15 protein-coding genes and 5 pseudogenes are annotated in these 18,488 nt (G+C 31.1%); 16 read left to right on the forward strand and 4 right to left on the reverse strand.

Annotated elements, in window-relative coordinates:
- Positions 1-11: 11 nt before the first annotated feature.
- Positions 12-1,232 carry an argininosuccinate synthase gene (gene argG, locus AT682_RS03200; protein ID WP_002883218.1) on the reverse strand — a complete coding sequence of 407 codons (1,221 nt, stop codon included), beginning with the start codon at positions 1,230-1,232 and terminating at the stop codon, positions 12-14.
- Positions 1,233-1,386: 154 nt separating this feature from the next.
- On the opposite strand from argG, the gene AT682_RS03205 reads away from it, so the two are divergent.
- The 11 genes and pseudogenes from AT682_RS03205 to AT682_RS09760 all read left to right on the forward strand — a co-directional run bounded on the left by AT682_RS03205 (position 1,387) and on the right by AT682_RS09760 (position 10,154).
- Positions 1,387-1,632, forward strand: coding sequence for an RNA-binding S4 domain-containing protein (locus tag AT682_RS03205; RefSeq protein WP_002860004.1), 246 nt, complete (start codon positions 1,387-1,389; stop codon positions 1,630-1,632).
- A complete protein-coding gene (gene tsaE, locus AT682_RS03210; RefSeq protein WP_002854905.1) occupies positions 1,629-2,036 on the forward strand; it encodes a tRNA (adenosine(37)-N6)-threonylcarbamoyltransferase complex ATPase subunit type 1 TsaE in 408 nt (135 codons plus the stop codon). The genes AT682_RS03205 and tsaE overlap by 4 nt, the downstream gene beginning before the upstream one ends.
- Entirely contained in the window at positions 2,029-2,757 is a 729-nt protein-coding gene (gene lptB / locus AT682_RS03215; RefSeq protein WP_002855252.1) for an LPS export ABC transporter ATP-binding protein, read from the forward strand. Before tsaE ends, lptB begins: the two co-directional genes overlap by 8 nt.
- A complete protein-coding gene (gene rpoN / locus AT682_RS03220; RefSeq protein WP_002883214.1) occupies positions 2,757-4,007 on the forward strand; it encodes an RNA polymerase factor sigma-54 in 1,251 nt (416 codons plus the stop codon). Before lptB ends, rpoN begins: the two co-directional genes overlap by 1 nt.
- A 163-nt stretch (positions 4,008-4,170) precedes the next feature.
- The gene (gene dcuB, locus AT682_RS03225; protein ID WP_002856715.1) at positions 4,171-5,595 is read left to right on the forward strand and encodes an anaerobic C4-dicarboxylate transporter; all 1,425 of its coding nucleotides are present in this window, start codon (positions 4,171-4,173) and stop codon (positions 5,593-5,595) included.
- A 141-nt stretch (positions 5,596-5,736) separates the two neighbouring features.
- A pseudogene (gene kdpF, locus AT682_RS09165) lies at positions 5,737-5,924 on the forward strand (K(+)-transporting ATPase subunit F).
- A gap of 9 nt (positions 5,925-5,933) precedes the next feature.
- Positions 5,934-7,609 (forward strand): annotated as a pseudogene (gene kdpA / locus AT682_RS09385) (potassium-transporting ATPase subunit KdpA).
- A 9-nt stretch (positions 7,610-7,618) separates the two neighbouring features.
- Positions 7,619-8,527 (forward strand): annotated as a pseudogene (locus AT682_RS03240) (HAD-IC family P-type ATPase); the annotation flags it as partial.
- Positions 8,519-8,683 (forward strand): annotated as a pseudogene (locus AT682_RS09495) (potassium-transporting ATPase subunit C); the annotation flags it as partial. The pseudogenes AT682_RS03240 and AT682_RS09495, both read left to right, overlap by 9 nt.
- Before the next feature lie 14 nt (positions 8,684-8,697).
- Positions 8,698-9,249 (forward strand): histidine kinase, encoded by a 552-nt coding sequence (locus AT682_RS09755; protein ID WP_236017573.1) that lies wholly within the window; start codon positions 8,698-8,700, stop codon positions 9,247-9,249.
- Positions 9,250-9,509: 260 nt separating this feature from the next.
- Positions 9,510-10,154, forward strand: a complete 645-nt coding sequence (locus tag AT682_RS09760; protein WP_236017572.1) for a DUF4118 domain-containing protein — start codon at positions 9,510-9,512, stop codon at positions 10,152-10,154.
- 101 nt (positions 10,155-10,255) lie between these two features.
- Here the strand turns inward: AT682_RS09760 and uvrB are convergent, their stop codons facing one another.
- On the reverse strand, positions 10,256-12,229 hold the full coding sequence (uvrB, locus tag AT682_RS03250; RefSeq protein ID WP_002883210.1) for an excinuclease ABC subunit UvrB: 1,974 nt from the start codon (positions 12,227-12,229) through the stop codon (positions 10,256-10,258).
- A 153-nt stretch (positions 12,230-12,382) separates the two neighbouring features.
- Here uvrB and AT682_RS03255 point away from each other — a divergent pair, with 153 nt between their 5' ends.
- From AT682_RS03255 to priA, 4 genes are read left to right on the forward strand one after another with little or no spacing between them, the layout of a single operon-like run.
- Positions 12,383-12,613 carry a hypothetical protein gene (locus tag AT682_RS03255; protein WP_002852327.1) on the forward strand — a complete coding sequence of 77 codons (231 nt, stop codon included), beginning with the start codon at positions 12,383-12,385 and terminating at the stop codon, positions 12,611-12,613.
- Positions 12,603-12,845 carry a hypothetical protein gene (locus AT682_RS03260; protein WP_002883209.1) on the forward strand — a complete coding sequence of 81 codons (243 nt, stop codon included), beginning with the start codon at positions 12,603-12,605 and terminating at the stop codon, positions 12,843-12,845. The genes AT682_RS03255 and AT682_RS03260 overlap by 11 nt, the downstream gene beginning before the upstream one ends.
- The gene (locus AT682_RS03265; protein WP_002883208.1) at positions 12,842-13,279 is read left to right on the forward strand and encodes a prepilin-type N-terminal cleavage/methylation domain-containing protein; all 438 of its coding nucleotides are present in this window, start codon (positions 12,842-12,844) and stop codon (positions 13,277-13,279) included. Before AT682_RS03260 ends, AT682_RS03265 begins: the two co-directional genes overlap by 4 nt.
- Entirely contained in the window at positions 13,261-15,114 is a 1,854-nt protein-coding gene (gene priA, locus AT682_RS03270) for a primosomal protein N' (protein WP_002883207.1), read from the forward strand. The genes AT682_RS03265 and priA overlap by 19 nt, the downstream gene beginning before the upstream one ends.
- A gap of 9 nt (positions 15,115-15,123) precedes the next feature.
- On the opposite strand, the pseudogene cipA reads toward priA, so the two are convergent.
- Positions 15,124-16,519, reverse strand: a pseudogene (cipA, locus tag AT682_RS03275) (DUF2972 domain-containing protein).
- A gap of 145 nt (positions 16,520-16,664) precedes the next feature.
- Here cipA and ispG point away from each other — a divergent pair.
- The gene (gene ispG / locus AT682_RS03280; RefSeq protein ID WP_002883372.1) at positions 16,665-17,738 is read left to right on the forward strand and encodes a flavodoxin-dependent (E)-4-hydroxy-3-methylbut-2-enyl-diphosphate synthase; all 1,074 of its coding nucleotides are present in this window, start codon (positions 16,665-16,667) and stop codon (positions 17,736-17,738) included.
- Between the two features lie 28 nt (positions 17,739-17,766).
- Here ispG and flgH read toward each other — a convergent pair whose 3' ends face one another.
- A complete protein-coding gene (flgH, locus tag AT682_RS03285) occupies positions 17,767-18,465 on the reverse strand; it encodes a flagellar basal body L-ring protein FlgH (RefSeq protein WP_002883373.1) in 699 nt (232 codons plus the stop codon).
- Positions 18,466-18,488 lie beyond the last annotated feature (23 nt).

Raw genomic sequence — 18,488 nt, forward strand, 5'->3', positions numbered from 1 at the left:
TCATTCCTTTATTAAAATTTTCTTCCATTTTTTCCTGCGATGATAAAACGCAAAGCATTAAGCTTGATAAAGCCTGCTGCGTCTTTTTGATTATACACTTCATCTTCTTCAAAAGTACAATAAGCTGCGTTAAACAAGCTATCGTTCGCACTTTCGCGTCCTATAACCATCACATTGCCTTTATAAAGCTCGAGCTTTACTCTGCCATTGGTGTGAATTTGAGACTCATCGATTAAGGCTTGAAGCATCATTCTTTCAGGCGAGAACCAATAGCCATTATAAATTAAACTCGCGTATTTTGGCATGAGTTCATCTTTTAAGTGTGCTGCTTCTCTATCAAGCGTGATGCTTTCAAGCGCTCTATGTGCTTTTAAAAGTATAGTACCGCCTGGAGTTTCGTAACAACCACGGCTTTTCATGCCTACATAGCGATTTTCTACTATATCAAGGCGTCCTATACCGTGTTTGCAGCCTAGTTCGTTAAGTTTGGTTAAAAGTCCTGCAGGACTTAGTTTTTCTCCATTTATCGCTACTAAATCTCCTTTTTGGAAATCAAGTTCTATAATTTCACTTTCATTTGGAGCGTCTTTTGGGCTTTTACTCCATCTCCACATATCTTCTTCAGGTGCGTGTGCAGGATCTTCTAAAACAAGTCCTTCGTAAGAAATATGAAGTAAATTTGCGTCCATAGAATAAGGGGATTTTCCTTTTTTCTTAGAAATATCAATGCCATGTTTTTGCGCATAAGCAAGGAGTTTTTCACGACTGTTTAAATCCCACTCACGCCATGGAGCGATGATTTTTAAATCGGGACTAAAAGCAAGATAACCAAGTTCAAAACGCACTTGATCATTTCCTTTGCCTGTGGCGCCATGACTTACCGCATCAGCACCTGTTTGCAGGGCAATTTGTGCTTGAGTTTTTGCTATGAGTGGTCTTGCTATACTTGTTCCTAAAAGATACTCTCCTTCATAAATTGCATTGGCTCTAAACATAGGAAATACATAATCTTTAACAAATTCATCTCTTAAATCTTTAATGAAAATATTTTCTTCTTTTATGCCTAAAGAAAGGGCTTTTTTTCTCGCAGGTTCGAGTTCTTCGCCTTGACCAATATCTGCTGTAAAAGTTACAACTTCACAATTATACTCATCTTGAAGCCATTTTAAAATAATGCTCGTATCAAGCCCCCCAGAATACGCTAAAACTACTTTTTTTACTTCATTTTTCATAAGATATCCTTTGTTAAAATAGATTTGAAAATTGTAAAATTGTATCCAAATTTCATTAAAGAAAAGTTTTTACTTGCTATTTTCTTAAAAAATAAAGCAAAGGCATAAGCAAATTTTGTTCCAAAAATTGATTTTTTTTGCTAAAATTGCTTTTATGAGAGTAGATAAATTTTTAAATGTAGTTAATATCACGAAAAGAAGAGCTATTTCTGAAGATATGTGTAAAAGTGGTGTAGTGGGGATTAATGGCGTTATTGTTAAGGCGAGTAAAGAGGTTAAGGTGGGTGATATCATCACTTTACATTTTACTGAATACACTCAAAAATATAAAGTCCTAGCTATACCTAGCACGAAAAGCATTCCTAAAAACGCACAAAATGAATATGTGGTAAAATTATGAAAGAATTTATTTTAGCAAAAGATGAGATCAAAACGATGCTTCAAATAATGCCTAAAGAAGGTGTTGTTTTGCTTCAAGGAGATTTGGCTAGCGGAAAAACAAGCTTAGTACAAGCTTGGGTTAAATTTCTTGGTCTTGATGCAAGGGTAGATTCTCCAACTTTTTCCACTATGCAAAAATATGAAAATCATGATATTTGCATTTATCATTATGATATTTATCAAGAAGGTTTAGAAGGACTTTTAGCGAATGGTTTATTTGAAAATTTTTTTGAAAAAGGTTTGCATTTGGTTGAATGGGGCGGTGAAAATTTGAAAAAAACTTTAATGAAATTTGGAATTTCTACTATCCAGATTAAAATTAGCATTAAAGACGACAAAAGAAAGTATGAAATTTATGAGTAAATTAGAAATTGTAAATTTAGAAAAAATTATTAAAAAAACTAAGATTATACATGGAATTTCTTTAGAGGTTAATAGCGGAGAAGTTGTAGGACTTTTAGGGCCAAATGGTGCAGGAAAAACGACAACTTTTTATATGATATGTGGACTTATTTCCCCAAGTAGTGGAAAAGTTCTTTTAGATGGTTTAGATGTGACAAAAGATCCTTTAAATAAAAGAGCTAGATCAGGGATAGGTTATTTACCTCAAGAAAGTAGTATTTTTAAGGATTTAAGCGTAGAAGATAACCTGCTTTTAGCGGCTCAGATTTTTTATAAAGATAAAAAAATTTTACATGATAAAGTTGAGCAAATGCTTGAACTCTTAAGTATAGAGCCTATTCGTTTAAGGAAAGGTTTAAGTTTAAGTGGAGGTGAAAGAAGGCGTTGTGAGATCGCTAGAAGCTTGATGTGCGAACCTAAGTTTTTGCTTCTTGATGAGCCTTTTGCAGGTGTTGATCCTATAGCAGTGGCTGAAATTCAAACTTTAATTAAAGAGCTTAAAAGATTGGGGATTGGGGTTTTAATTACCGATCATAATGTGCGTGAGACTTTGGCTATTTGTGATAGAGCTTATGTTATAAGATCAGGTTCTTTGCTTGCTAGTGGAAATGCTGATGAAATTGCAACCAATAAAGACGTGAAAAAGTATTATTTAGGAGCGGAGTTTAAACTCCTTGATTGATGTTAAAGCAAAAAATCACCCAAGCACCCAAGACTAAAATTTCTCAAACTTTACGCTCTTGGTTGCCGATTTTACAAGCAAATATAGAGGATTTAAAAGAAAATTTAGATAAATTTGCTGAGGATAATCCTTTCTTAAATGTTCAAGATTCGATACAAACTCATGATAAGGGTAAGAATTATTTTGATTCATTTTATAAACATAATGTAAATTCGGCTTTTGTGGATAGTAAAGGACTTGCCAAAAAAAGTGTTTATGAGCTTTTAAATGAACAGATTCTTCCTCCTTTGTTTCCTACAAACAAATCTCAAGAACTTGCAAAAAAAATTATAGAATGCTTAAATGAGGAAGGATATTTTGAATACGATGAAGAATTTTTAAAAGAGTATTCTTTGGAAGAAATTGAGCGAGTAAGAGCAAGATTTAAATTTTTAGATCCTGTAGGAGTGGGAGCTAAAGATTATAAAGAAGCATTTTTATTTGCTCTTGAAAATATGGAGTTAGATGAAGATATTGATGAGTTTTGTAGAATGTTGATTATGGATTTTGAAAATATACAAAACTATACCAAAGAGCCTTTATATAAAGAAGCATTGGCTGTACTTAAGCGTTTTAGCACTCCTCCTTTTTTGGAATATTTTGAAGATTCTCGTATAATTGTTCCTGATATTTTTGTTTATAAAGAAAATGGTGAAATTAAAGTAAAAATCAATGATGATTATTATCCTGAAATTTCAATCCAAACTGATGGTTTAGAGCATGATTTTTTAAGTCATTACATCAAAGAAGCAAAAAATTTAGTTGATGCTTTAGCGATGAGAAAAGCTACTCTTTATAAAATAGGGCTTATGATAGTAGAATATCAATATGATTTTTTCATGGGAAAAGAGATAAAACCTATGACTTTTAAGGATTTAGCACTTGATTTAGAACGCAATGCTTCGACTATATCAAGAGCTGTGGCAAATAAATATTTAAGTTGTGAAAGAGGACTTATCCCCTTGCGTGATTTTTTTGCTTTTGCTCTTGATGAAGAGGGAGAGACTTCAAATGTAGGTGTTAAAGAATTTGTAGCAAATTTAGTAAAGAATGAAGATCGCAATAAACCTTTAAGCGATAGTAAAATTTTAGAATTAATCAAAGAAGAATTTAAAATCGATATAGGGCGAAGAACTATTACAAAATATCGCAAACATCTCAATATAGCAAGTTCTACGGATAGAAAAAAATTATATGAACTTGAAGGATAAAATTCTATCAATCTATCAAACCCATTACACTTTTGTTTTATATTTAAATTTAATTTAAATAATATAAAAAATTATTGTTTTATTTTTAGAAATATTATTCTTTAATTTAAAAATGTGATACAATAATAACTGTTTTTAAATATCAATTTTCAAAGGAGTTAAAATGGACTTTTTAACAAGCCTTAGTGAGGGAGGGCAATTTGCAATCCAAATCATTATCGTTTTAATTTGTCTTTTTTACGGTGCAAAAAAAGGCGGCATAGCGCTTGGTTTACTTGGTGGTATAGGTATTTTAATGCTTGTATTTGCTTTTCATATAAAGCCTGGAAAACCAGCCATAGATGTTATGCTTACGATTTTAGCGGTAGTGGTTGCGAGTGCAACTTTGCAAGCAAGCGGTGGTTTGGATGTTATGCTTCAAATAGCAGAAAGAATTTTAAGACGCAATCCTAAGTTTTTAACAATACTAGCGCCTTTTGTAACCTGCTTTTTGACCATACTTTGTGGAACAGGACATGTGGTTTATACTATTATGCCTATTATTTATGATATAGCGATTAAAAACGGTATTCGTCCTGAGCGTCCAATGGCAGCAGCTTCTATATCATCACAAATGGGTATTATTGCATCTCCTGTATCTGTGGCTGTTGTAAGTTTGACTGCTTTGCTTTTAAATGCTAATCATAAATTAGCAGGTTTTGATGGTTATATTAATCTTCTTCAAATTACCATACCTAGTACATTATTTGGTGTATTGTGTATAGGAATTTTTTCTTGGTTTAGAGGAAAAGATTTGGATAAAGATGAAGTATTTCAAGAAAAACTTAAAGATCCTGAATTTAAAAAATATGTTTATGGGGATTCTAAAACACTTTTAGGTGTTAAACTCCCAAAAAGTAATTGGGTTGCAATGTGGATTTTCTTAGGAGCTATTGCTTTAGTGGCTTTATTAGGTGTATTTGATTTCTTGCGTCCAAACTGGGGGCAAGTTGTAAAAAATGGCATTCCTCAAGTAGATGCTTTAGGCAATCCTAAAATGGATGTTTTATCCATGGTTTCAGTTATTCAGATGTTTATGCTTTTAGCAGGTTCTTTGATTATCATCTTTACTAAAACAGATGCAAAGAAAATCGGCTCTAATGAAATTTTTAAATCAGGTATGATAGCACTTGTTGCGGTATTTGGAATTTCTTGGATGGCTGATACTATGTTTGCAGTTCATACTCCTATGATGAAAGCAGCGCTTGGAGATATAGTAAAAGAGCATCCTTGGACTTATGCTGTAATGCTTCTTTTAATTTCAAAATTTGTAAACTCTCAAGCAGCGGCTATTTCGGCTTTTGTTCCTTTGGCTTTAGGAATTGGTGTTGAACCTGGTGTAATTGTTGCTTTTGCGGCTGCTTGTTATGGATATTATATTTTACCAACTTATCCAAGCGATTTAGCTACTATACAATTTGACAGATCAGGTACTACTCACATCGGTAAATTTGTTATCAATCATAGTTTTATTTTACCAGGTCTTATAGGTGTAATCACTTCTTGTATAGCAGGATATTTTATCGCTATGGCAGCAGGTTATCTTTAACAATTTTTAGCAGGATTTTTCCTGCTAAATTCTTCATTTGTCTTTTTATTTAATATAGATAAAAATTATAAATAAATCATAAAATTAGTATTAATCAAAATATAAGCTTAACAAGGATAGAATAAATCCTATTTTGAATCAATGAGAAAGGGCTATCCTATGGATGTTATCTTTGCTTTGCTTCTGCTTTTAGCTTTTGGTAGTTTATGGTTTTTTATCCGTTTTTGTGAAATTCAAACTAGGACACGCGGATGATATTTTTACTAGTTTTAAGCTTAATACTTGCTCTTTATTTATTTTATGCTCTATTATATCCTGAAAAATTTTAAAGGAAAAATATGCTAGAAATTTTAATAACACTGATTATAGCTTTTATATTGGCTTTAATTTTTGGAAATTATCTTTATAAAATTGCAAGCTGTAAAAAAACTATTTTTGATTTTATTTTTAATCCAATTGATAACTTAATTTATAAAATTTGTGCAATTGATAGAAGAAATATGACTTGGCAAAAATTATTCTTTGCATTTAATTGCTTTTAATGCCTTAGTGGCTATTTTTTCTTTCGTGATTTTTTATTTACAAGATAAACTTTTTTAAATCCTAATTCGATAGATTCTATGAAAGGGGATTTGAATTTAAACACTGTAATTAGTTTTATTGCAAATACAAACCTTCAGCATTATAGTGGAGAGAGTGCTTTAAGTTTGCTTTCGCAAAATACAGGCATTTTACTTGCTATGTTTGTTTCAAGTGCGAGTGGATATTCTGCTTGTATGGCTTTTTGTCGTGCTTTATGTGGTATGCAAATGGGAAATTTTTATGAAGATTTTACGCGTATTATTACGCGTTTGATGTTGCCTTTAAGTTTTATTTTGGCTGTAATTTTTATCTCTGAAGGCGTGGTGCAAAACTATCACGCAAATTTTAGCGTGCTTACTTTAGAAAATAAATTTCAAAGCATTGCCACAGGTCCTGTTGCAGCTCTTGAGTCTATAAAACATTTAGGGACAAACGGGGGTGGTTTTTTTGGTGCTAATTCAAGCATGCCTTTTGAAAATCCTGCTTTACTTACAAATTTTTTGCAAATTTTATCCATGATGCTTATTCCTAGTGCCTGTGTTGTAGCTTTTGGATTGATGGTTTATCATAGAAAAGAAAGACAAGGTTTTGCTCTTATGGGAAAAGAAGGGGGAGTTATTTTTGGTGCAATGGGGATTATTTTTATCATTTCTTTGCTTTTAATTTATTTTAGCGAAAAAATGTCAAATCCAAATTTGGATTCTTTGGGTTTAAATGCAAATTTGGGAAATTTAGAAAGTAAAGAAATAAGATTTGGCACAGATGGTTCGAGTTTATTTAGTGCTGTAACTACTGCTTTTACTACAGGAAGCGTCAATAATATACACGATAGTTTAAATTCTTTTTTGCTAAATATGATGTTAAATGTGGCTTTTGGTGGCGAAGGAGTAGGGCTTATGAATATGATATTTATGTGCTTTTAACCGTGTTTATTTGTGCATTAATGATAGGCAGAACTCCAGAATTCTTGGGTAAAAAAATAGAAAGTGCACAAATGAAGCTTATAGCTTTGGTAATTCTTATCCATCCTTTATTAATCCTTGTTTTAAGTGCATTAGCTGTTGTTTTTGCAAAAGATAGTATAAGCAATCCTAGCTTTCATGGCTTGGCTCAAATTTTGTATGAATTTAGTTCTTCGGCAGCAAATAATGGTTCAGGACTTGAAGGTTTAAAAGATGATAATTTATTTTGGAATTTAAGTACAGCTTTTGCTATGTTTTGTGGGTGTTATTTGGTTTTAATAGCTCAGCTTGCTATAGCTGGATCGCTTTTGGTTAAAAATACACAAGAAAATACTGCAAATTCTTTAAAAACGGATAATTTAACTTTTATGTTTGTGCTTGTTTGTATTATATATATTTTTGCTGCACTTACTTTTTTTCCAGTGCTTACTTTATCAAGCGTTGCAGAATATTTATCTTTATGGCATTAAGGAGAGTCAATGTCTAAAAAACAAAATAAACTCATTACAAAAGAAATTTTAAATAATGCCATAAAAGGAGCATTTTTAAAATTTGATCCACGCTTTATGGTAAAAAATCCTGTTATGTTTATGGTGGAAGTTGGATTGATTCTTACTTTAATTTTAAGTATTTTTCCTACTTTGTTTAATGGAAATTCTGATGAAAGAATTTATAACATCTTAATCACTTTTATTTTATTTGTAACCTTGCTTTTTGCAAATTTTGCAGAAAGTATTGCAGAAGGAAGGGGTAAAGCCCAAGCAGCTACCTTAAGACAAAGTAAAAAGGATCCTAAAGCTAGACGCATAAAAAGTGATGGCAGTGAAGAAATGCTTAATTCTAGCGAGTTAAAAATAGGTGATATAGTTTTAGTTAAAGCAGGTGAACTTATACCTAATGATGGAGAAATTCTAGAAGGTGCTGCAAGTGTTGATGAATCAGCTATTACAGGTGAAAGTGCACCTGTTATGCGTGAATCGGGCGGTGATTTTTCTTCTGTTACAGGCGGGACTACGGTTTTAACTGATTTTTTAAAGATTAAAATTTTAGTTGGAGCTGGGGAAAGTTTTTTAGATAAAATGATCAATCTTGTAGAAGGTGCTGCACGTCAAAAAACTCCAAATGAAATTGCTCTTAATACTCTTTTAATTGTGCTTAGTTTGAGTTTTTTGGTGGTGGTTGTAAGTTTATATCCTTTTATGCAATTTTTAGGCGTGAGTTTGCCTATTTAGTGGTTAGTAGCATTGCTTGTATGTCTTATTCCTACAACTATAGGGGGCTTTTTATCAGCTATAGGAATAGCAGGTATGGACAGGGTAACGCGTTTTAATGTGATCGCACTTTCAGGCAAGGCTGTTGAAAGTTGTGGTGATGTTGATACTATTGTATCAAATTACAATACAAGTGATACAAATGAAAGCAGTGTAAGTTCAGGTGGATTTAATTATGCTATGTCAAATCCTGCTTTAAAAGAGCGTGTGCAAAAAGATTTGCAAAAATTTTTAGATGAAAATTCGCAAATTACAAAAGAACAAATTCCTTTAAGAGAAAACCTGCTTTGGTTTTAGTAGATGAGCTTGCACACACTAATGCTAAAGGCTTGCGTAATGAAAAGCGTTTTCAAGATATAGAAGAACTTCTAAAAGCAGGGATTGATGTTTATACTACTTTAAACATACAACATTTAGAAAGTTTAAATGATTTAGTAGCTAATATTAGCAAGATAGAAGTTAAAGAGTGTACTCCTGATAGTATTTTTGATGAGGTTGATCAGGTTGAACTTGTTGATATTGAACCTAATAAGCTTTTAAAAAGAATGCAAGATGGCAAAATTTATAAGGAAAAACAAGCTAAACTAGCACTTGAAAATTTCTTTTGTCAAGAAAGACTTATAGCTTTGCGTGAGATTGCCTTAAGAAGACTTGCTTCAAGAGTGAATTTAAGAGCAAGTGAACAAAGGCTTATTAATGATGATTTAGCTTATCATACTGGAGAGCATATTTTAGTTTGTATTAATGCTTCAAATGCAAAGGTTATTCGTGCAGCTGCAAGACTTGCTTTAGCTTTTCATGCTAAATTGAGTGCACTTTATATAAAAAATCCCAACTAAAAGTTTTGATGCTGAAATCATTAGCGTATATGATGATATAGCAAGACAAATTGCAGAGTATTCAAGCCTTAGCAATGTTTCTAAAATTGTTTTAGGTAAAAATAAAGATAAAAAAGTTTAAAGAAGAGATTTTTGAAGCTGTTGCTAAAAAAGCACCCAATATTGATTTATATCTTGTTAATGAAAATCAAATTTCTACTCCTAAAATACGAAGTAAAAAAGGTTTTGATTTTTTAGGTTTTTTAAAAATCACAGGAGTTTTGCTTTTAGTAACTTTTATAGCTTTTGTATTTCATAAATTTAATACTCAGCCAAGTAATATGGTTATGATTTTTATTTTAGCAGTTTTTGCTTCTTCTTTTATTTCTGATAATAAAATTTTCGCCTTTTATTCTTCTTTGGTAAGTGTTTTGATTTATAATTTTTTCTTTTTAGAACCTATTTTTAGTCTTAAAGTTCATGATAGTGGAAATATTATTACTTTTACAACCATGTTTATAGTTGGATTTTTAACAGCTGTTTTTACTAGAAGATTAAAATTGCAATCTAAAGAACTCACTAAAAGAGCTTATAGAACAGCTATTTTGCTTGAAAATAGTGAAAAGTTAGCAAGAGTGAAAAGCAAACAAGAGCTTTGGGAACAACTTGGAAATCAAGCTTTAAAATTATTAAATTTACCTATTATTATTTATCCTATAAATAAAAACAATATTTTATCAAAACCTTTGTTGTTTTTTAACGATGATAAGCAAATGTTAAAAAATTGTTTTAGTGCTGATGAGATTGCTATTGCTCAATGGGTTGCAACAAATAAAGAAAGAGCAGGTGTTTGTACAAATACCCTGCCTAATGCTAATGCTATGTATTTACCTATAGAAGATGGGAAAAAACTAAAGGGGTCATAGGTATAGTTTTAAAAGAAAAACGTCCCTTACAAGACTTTCAGTATGAAATTTTAAGTGCTTTACTTAATGAGGCAGGAGTTAGAACAAGGGATATATTTTTATTATAAATCCCTTAATTTATTAATCTCATCTCTAATTGCAGCAGCTTTTTCAAACTCAAGTGCTTTAGCTGCTTCAAGCATTTGTTTTCTTAACTCTTTGACAAGTTTTGCTCTTTCGCTAGCAGGCATTTTTTCTAGTTTTTTACCTTTGCGATAAATTTCACCTAAATCCTCTTCATTTTTCAAACTTTCTTCAATATGGCGTTTGACTGAAGTTGGCGTGATATTGTATTTTTTATTATAAGCCATTTGAAGTTTGCGGCGTTCATTGGTAGTATCCATAGCTTCTTGCATAGATTTTGTAATCTTTTTGCAAAAAAGCAAAACCTTACCATTGACATTTCTAGCTGCTCTTCCCATGGTTTGGATTAAACTTGTAGTACTTCTTAAAAAGCCTTCCTTATCTGCATCCATAATGGCAATGAGTGAAACTTCAGGCAAATCAAGTCCTTCTCTAAGTAAGTTAATGCCAATTAGCATATCAAAAGCACCACTTCTTAAACCTCTTATGATTTCATTGCGTTCTATAGCATCGATATCTGAGTGCATGTATTTGACTTTTATACCAAGCTCTAAATAATACCTTGTAAGCTCTTCAGCGAGTTTTTTAGTCAGTACAGTTACTAAAACCCGTTCGTTTCTTTGTATGACTTTTTTAGCCTCATCAAATAAAATTTCAACCTGATTATCACTATCTTTTAATTCTATTAAAGGATCAAGTAGTCCCGTAGGACGCATGATTTGATGAAAGATGTTTTCTTTACTCAGTTCAAGTTCTAAAGGTGCAGGTGTAGCTGAAACAAAAAGAAATTGACAATTTTTATGGATAAATTCATCAAACATTAAAGGACGATTATCCAAGGCTGAAGGCAAACGAAAACCATAATCCACCAAGGTTTGTTTTCTACTTCTATCTCCTGCAAACATACCTCTAAATTGCGGTAAAGATACATGGCTTTCATCGACTATGACAAGAAATTTTCTATTTTTAATCGCAAAATAATCAAAAAGCGTATAAGGAGTATCACCTTCTTTAAGCCCTGTTAAATGCCTTGCATAGTTTTCAACTCCTTTACACATTCCTGTGCTTGTAAGCATTTCAAGATCAAATTCAACCCTTTGTTTAAGGCGTTGATATTCTACGAGTTTATTTTCATGTTCAAAATAAGCAAGGCGTTCGTTAAGTTCTGCTTTTATGTCTTTTATCGCTTGTTTTAATCTTGTTTCGCCCACGCTAAACTGGCTTGTAGGATAGAGTATGAAGCGTTTTAAATCTTTACCTTTTTTATTTTCTAAAACATTGTAATGATACATAGCATCAAGCTCATCGCCAAAAAATTCAAGTCTTACTACTTCATCTTCATAATAAGCTGGATAAATGTCTATAATATCTCCTTGAACTCTAAAATCTGCACGATCAAAAAAATTATCATTTCTTTTATAACCCATATCTACAAGTTTTTTTAAAAGTTCTTTTTGTGAAATTTGCATACCTAGTTCAAAGATTAAAACCATGCCTATGTATTCATTTGGATTACCAAGTCCATAATTTGCCGAAACGCTAGCTATGCAAACTACATCTTCATAACTTAAAAGAGAAGCAGTGGCACTCAGTCTTAAACGCTCTAAGTCTTCATTAGTGGAGCTGTCTTTTTCTATGAAAACATCAGTGCGTGGGATATAGGCTTCAGGTTGATAATAATCATAATAAGATATAAAATATTCCACATGATTTTTAGAAAAAAAGCCTTTAAATTCGCTATAAAGTTGTGCACAAAGGCTTTTGTTGTGACTCATGATAAGAGTAGGTGTATTAAGTTCTTTAATGACATTTGCCATGGTAAAGGTTTTTCCACTTCCTGTAACGCCTAGTAAGGTTTGATATTTGTTGCCTTTTTTTATACTTTTTACTATGTCTTTTATGGCTTCTTGTTGATCGGGACTGGGTTTAAATTCGCTGGTAAGTTCTAACATTTTTCTACTTTATTTTTATTTTTGAAAAAATTTTAAAAGAAAATGCTTTAATTAAAAATTAATTGACAATAAAAACCTAAATTTAAATTTTTTTCTGCTACAATATCAAACAATATTTTCCATAAATTACAAATTTCTTAAGAAGGCAAAAATATGTTTGATGAAAAAATAATCAATACTATGACAGATAAAGTAAATGAATTAATTGAAAAGTATAACGAAGTTTGCGAAGCCAATGAGGCTTTAAGAAATGAGCTTGTAAGCGTTAAAGCACAAAATGAAGCAAAAAGTAATCAAATCATGCGTTTAGAAGAAGAACTTAAATCTCGCAATATAGAAAGCGAAGATATTTATAAGAAAATAGAGGCTGTTCTTGGCAGATAATCTAAAACAAGTCATTGTTAATGTTAATGCAAAAGATTTCATTGTTAAGTGCAGTGAAGAATTTGCAAATTTTTTAGAAGATGATATCGCTTTGATTTCTGGCGGCACTAAAAAAATAGAACTTAAACGCTTTGTAGATGCGTTTGTTAAAAGAAGTTATGAAAATTATATTTTAGAAAGAGAACTTAAGAAACTAATAAAAGCTATCAATGAAGAACTCCCGACAAAATGAGTAAAGCTTTTACTCTGCTTGAGCTTGTTTTTGTGATTTTGATTTTGGGAATTTTATCAAGCTTGTCTTTATCTTTTATCAATACTACAAAAGATGAGGTTAAAATTTTAAAATTAAAAATGGACTATGAAATGTTAAGCTCAGCTCTTGCTTTAATGCGTAGTCAAATGAGACTTAAAAATTTAAATTTTCCAGAAATTTTAGATAATGCACAAAACAATCAAGCCAAAGAAAAACTCTTTTATTGTTTAAATGATTGTGATTATTCTTTGCTTGATACACCTATTTATTCTGATTTTAAATCTTGGATAAAAATAGGTAAAAATCACTATAGATTTGCATTAAACGCCAAAGAGATGGTTGAATTTATTTATGATTCTAAAGAAGGTTTGTTAAAGTGTATAGGAAGTTCTAGATGCAAAGATCTGATATAAGATATTATGAACTTGCAATTTGTGGTTTGTATTTGGATAATTTAACTTTTCATAGTTTTGATGAAATCAAACCTTTAACACAAGTATTAGTGGATTTAAAAACTAAAAAAAACCTTAAAGCTATCGTGCTTAAAGAATGTCAAAAACCTGATTTTAAAACCGTAGAAATTAAAGAAATTACAGGGTATTTTCTAACTCCTTTGCAGTTTGAATTGGCAAATTTTATTGTTTATTATTATGCTTCAAAACTTGGTTTTGTTTTGGGTTTTTTTGAAACTAGTCCTAAGTATGAATGTCACAAAATGTTTTTTAAAGATACTCCTAAACTAAGCAATCAACAACAAAATGCCTTAAGTTTTCTTCAAAAAGAAAATAATTCCTTGCTTTTTGCTGATACGGGTAGTGGCAAGACTGAAATTTATATTTCTTTGATAAAAGAGTGTTTAGAACAGGGTAAGCAAGCTTTGCTTTTGATGCCAGAAATCGCACTTACTCCACAAATGCAAAAGCGTTTAGAAGTGTATTTTAAGGATAATTTTTTCCTGTGGCATTCTAAAATTTCAAAGAAAAAAAAGCAAGAATATTTAGAGCGTTTTTGCAAGGGAGAAGTGCTTTTAGTAGCGGGTGCAAGATCGGCTTTGTTTTTACCTTTTAGAAATTTAGGACTTATTGTAGTAGATGAAGAACATGATAATTCTTATAAGGCTTCTAACCAGCCTTTTATCAATGCAAGAGATTTAGCACTTTTTTTGGGTCAAAAAAATAATATTCAAGTGGTTTTAGGTTCTGCAACCCCATCTTTAACGAGCTTTTACAAACAAAAAAGTTTTAGATTAAAAGGAACTTTTTTTGAGAGTAAAAAACATTTTTTATATGATGAAAATGAGCTTGGTATAACGCCTATGCTTTTAAGTGAATTAGAAAAAAGTTTAAAACATCAAAAGCAAGCTATAGTGTTTTTACCTACAAGGGCTAATTTTAGGCAAATCATTTGTAAGGATTGCGGAGAAACGATAAAATGTCCTTTTTGTTCTATTGCTATGAGTATGCATAAAAAGAAAAATGTTTTAAAATGTCATTATTGTAATTATACTTCTTTAATAGAGCAAAATTGTCCAAGTTGCAAAGGAGAAATGTTAGAAGCTAGAAAAATGGGGACTGCTGAACTTTTAGAGCTTTTGCAAAATGCTTTGCCTTTAGCAAAAATAGCAAAATTTGATAGCGATGAAATCACAAGTGTTAAAAAGCTTAATACTATTTTAAAAGACTTTAATGAAAATAAGATCGATATACTTATTGGCACCTCTATGCTTGCTAAAGGGCATGATTATCATAGCGTGGATTTGAGTGTGATTTTAGGGCTTGATGAGTATTTGTTGCGTCCTAGTTTTAGAGCGAGTGAAGAAACTTTAGCTTTAGCTATGCAAGTTGCTGGTAGGGCAGGGCGTAAAGGCGAAGCAAGAGTGCTTTTGCAAACAAAAAATAGAGCTTTTTTTGAAAGGTATATAGAGGATTATGATGCTTTTTTAAAAGATGAGTTAGAAAATAGAAAAGATCTTTACCCCCCATTTAAACGCCTTTTAAGAGTTCTTATAGAAGATAAAGATCAAAAAAGTGCACAAAAACTTTGTGAAAAATTTGCTTCTCAATTTAGAAATATCAAACAGGTAGAATTGGTAGGCTATGGAATTTGCGGAGTTGAAATGCTGCATGGAAAATATCGTTTTTATTTATTGCTTAGAAGTGAAAATCATAAAGCTTTAGTGGCAATTGAAAATTATATTTTGCAATTTAAAAATGCAAGTGCGGATATTGATCCTATTGATTTTGCGTAAGCGATATAATTATTTATCTTTGCACATTTTTTCAAATTCTTGATAGTATTTCCAAGAGTCAATAATATGAGGATGTGTTTGTTTTAAATGATTTAGATCATTTTCAAAAATATTAAAAAAAGTGTGAATAAGTGATTTATTTTTTATAAAATAATCTATTACATCTTTTTCTTTCATCATTTTTGATTCTGTTTCATCTATAGTTATTTTAATTTGATATAAAAAATCATACAAATAATGTTTAATTGTTGAAAATAAAAGATTGTTTTGTTCTAATTGTTTAAAATCATTTTTGTCAATATATACACCCATATCATTACATAGGTCGTTTTTTATAATTTCTTGTATTATGTCTATTTTTTCATGATTGATATGTTTTCTGTCTAAAATTATGGGAATGCTAGAAGTTTTATCAATATTAAAATTTTTATTATTTTTAGGAGTATTAAGATAAAAGGTGTTATTAATATCTTTAGAATTTGCATAGAGCGTGATAGGAAAAAGATAGCGAATATAACCTCTAAATTCTTTAATTTTAAATAAATCTAATTTATCTTTATGGGGGGGGGGTAAAATTAAAATTTATAGCAAGTAAATTCATAGTATTGAAGGCCTTTGATTGGCGGATTTCTTCCATATCAAGATAGTATACATTGTCTTTGTTAAAATATTTTAATAAATAAGAGATGATAAAAACTCCTTGTTGTAGTTCGTTTATATCGATTTTAATTTTATGATTTTGATGAGTAAGATAGTCAATATAATAACGCCAATCATAAGTTAGATTAAATTCAGAGGGATAGTTTCTTAAAACTTTACTCCAATCTCTTCCCCAATTATGCTTTAAAATTCCTATTGGATCGCGAACTCCACAAATAATTTTAGAGTTAAAATCCAATAAAGATAGATATTTATCAAAATAAGGTAGATTAATTTCTGATATATTAATAGCATATTGAGTAATCGTATTGTCATTTAGACACATGTAATTAAGACAATATCTTTCTTTGGCATCAGGCGGTAAAACCCAGGAGGCAAAACAAGTTACATCGCAACATTGATTAAGGTATCTTAAAAATGCTGCTGCTCCAACGCCATGTGGAGAAATATAGATAAATTTATAGTGTTTAGGTAGGGGTAAATTTAAATCCCAAGCTAATTCTGCACAATGCCTACTTGCATCTATTTCTATAAAATTAGGATTGATTAAAGGTGGATAAGGATGTTTTATTGATAAATATCTATTCTTAAATTCGCTAGAATTGAGCCAAGTGCAAATTGTTTCAATATTTTCCAAAACAAAGGTAAAAAATTTTTCATTATTCGAATTTTTTAAAGCTTGTAAAAGAATTTGAGCTAGGGTTGGAGTTAGGTTATTTTTTATATAGAGTAAAAGATTTTGCATATAACCTCTTTTAATTGTATTTAATTTATATATAATTCATAAATATTTAAATGTCATGAAATTTAAATATATTATCAAAAATAAACTTTAATTAAAGCAATAAAAAGTTAAAATTTGATATTAAAATTTTTCAAAGAGTGAAGTTATGGAGTATAAAAGATTTAAAACCAGACAAATCAAAGTAGGAAATGTTTTAATAGGCGGTGATGCACCCATTTCAGTTCAATCTATGCTTTTTACTAAGACAAGAGACATAGAAGCTTCTTTAGAGCAAATCAATCGTCTTTATTTTGCAGGGGCAAATATAGTGCGTTTAGCATGTTTGGATATGGCAGATGCAAGGGCTTTAAAGGAGATTAAAGCAAAAAGCCCCCTGCCTTTAATCGTAGATATTCATTTTAATCATAATTTGGCTGTATATTGTGCTGAATTTATCGATGGAGTGCGTATAAATCCTGGCAATATAGGTTCTAAAGAAAATATCAAAGAAGTGGTAAAAGCATGTAAAGAACGTAATATCCCTATACGCATCGGTGTAAATCACGGCTCCATAGAAAAACAATTTAGCGATAAATTTGGCTATGGTGTCGATGCTATGCTAGAAAGTGCGATGTATAATATCAAGCTTTTAGAGGATTTAGACTTTTTTGATATTAAAATTTCCATGAAGACTTCAGATGCTCAAAAAACTATAGAAGCTTATGAGAGATTAAGACCGCTTTGTGATTATCCTTTTCACTTAGGGGTAACTGAAGCAGGAACCAAATTTCATAGCACTGTAAAAAGTTCTATAGCTTTAGGAAATTTACTTCTTAAAGGTATAGGCGATACTATGCGTGTTTCTATGACGGGCGAACTTGAAGAAGAAATTCGTGTAGCAAGGGCGATTTTACAAGATAGCGGAGTGCAAAAAAGCGGAGTAAATATCATCTCTTGTCCAACTTGCGGTAGGATTCAAAGTGATTTGTTAAGTGCGATTAAAATCGTAGAGGAAAAAACCAAGCATATAAAAGAACCTTTAAATATCAGTGTCATGGGTTGTGTGGTAAATGCTTTAGGTGAAGCTAAGGGCGCTGATGTGGCTATAGCCTTTGGGAAAAATCAAGGACTTGTTATAAGACATGGTGAAGTTGTAGCTAAACTGAAAGAAAGTGAACTTGTAGATAGATTTTTAGCTGAAGTTGAAGATGAGGTTAAAAGTAGGGCTGTAAAAGAATAAAAGCCAAGAAGCAAGTTTAACCTTGCTTTTAGAATGGCCATATCGCTTCTATAACTTTGCTACCCCAAGGTTTTCTTGTGCTTCTATCCACTTCACCTTCTGTTTTATAAAGAATTTTAGCATCTGCTATATATTTACTATCTATAGTATTGTCTTGACCGATGTCATAAGGACGAATAACACCGCTTAATTGTATGATTTGTTTCTCTCCGTTGATTAAAAGCTCTCTTGAGCCTTCGATAAAATAATTACCATTTGATAAAATTTTAATTACACGCGTTGAAATTGTAGTCTTGAAACTTTCATTTCTGCTTTGTGAGCCTGTTCCTGTGTAGTTGTTTGAACTATTGGTTTGAAAGCCTATATTAGAATAAGCATTGACTTTATTAAGAGCATTAGCTACCACTCCTGAACTTCCTGTTAAAGCACCTCCGCCTAAATTTGAGGTATTAGTTCTACTTGTTGCTTTATTAGCTTGTGTGCTTTGAGTGGTACTTTCTTGTATAACAACTGTAACTAAATCATTTACATTCATAGCTTTTTTATCTGAAAATAAAGGATTATCCCCTTTGCCAAAAAGCGATCCTGGTGCACTTTCTATATTATTACTTTGTTTTGGTGCAAGTTCTTCTACATAAGCAGGTGGTTTCATTGAAATTTGCGGATCAACCGTTGCAGAACAACCAAAAAATGCAAACGGTAACACATAAAATAAAACTTTTTTCATTTTCGTCCTTTAAAATATGAATT

The organism is Campylobacter jejuni (genome assembly GCF_001457695.1).
Lineage (GTDB): Bacteria > Campylobacterota > Campylobacteria > Campylobacterales > Campylobacteraceae > Campylobacter_D > Campylobacter_D jejuni.

Coding starts and splice junctions, on each gene's coding strand:
- argG (WP_002883218.1), bottom strand. CDS start 1,232: ATGAAAAATGAAGTAAAAAAAGTAGTTTTAGCGTATTCTGGGGGGCTT.
- AT682_RS03205 (WP_002860004.1), top strand. CDS start 1,387: ATGAGAGTAGATAAATTTTTAAATGTAGTTAATATCACGAAAAGAAGA.
- tsaE (WP_002854905.1), top strand. CDS start 1,629: ATGAAAGAATTTATTTTAGCAAAAGATGAGATCAAAACGATGCTTCAA.
- lptB (WP_002855252.1), top strand. CDS start 2,029: ATGAGTAAATTAGAAATTGTAAATTTAGAAAAAATTATTAAAAAAACT.
- rpoN (WP_002883214.1), top strand. CDS start 2,757: ATGTTAAAGCAAAAAATCACCCAAGCACCCAAGACTAAAATTTCTCAA.
- dcuB (WP_002856715.1), top strand. CDS start 4,171: ATGGACTTTTTAACAAGCCTTAGTGAGGGAGGGCAATTTGCAATCCAA.
- uvrB (WP_002883210.1), bottom strand. CDS start 12,229: ATGTTAGAACTTACCAGCGAATTTAAACCCAGTCCCGATCAACAAGAA.
- AT682_RS03255 (WP_002852327.1), top strand. CDS start 12,383: ATGTTTGATGAAAAAATAATCAATACTATGACAGATAAAGTAAATGAA.
- AT682_RS03265 (WP_002883208.1), top strand. CDS start 12,842: ATGAGTAAAGCTTTTACTCTGCTTGAGCTTGTTTTTGTGATTTTGATT.
- priA (WP_002883207.1), top strand. CDS start 13,261: ATGCAAAGATCTGATATAAGATATTATGAACTTGCAATTTGTGGTTTG.
- ispG (WP_002883372.1), top strand. CDS start 16,665: ATGGAGTATAAAAGATTTAAAACCAGACAAATCAAAGTAGGAAATGTT.
- flgH (WP_002883373.1), bottom strand. CDS start 18,465: ATGAAAAAAGTTTTATTTTATGTGTTACCGTTTGCATTTTTTGGTTGT.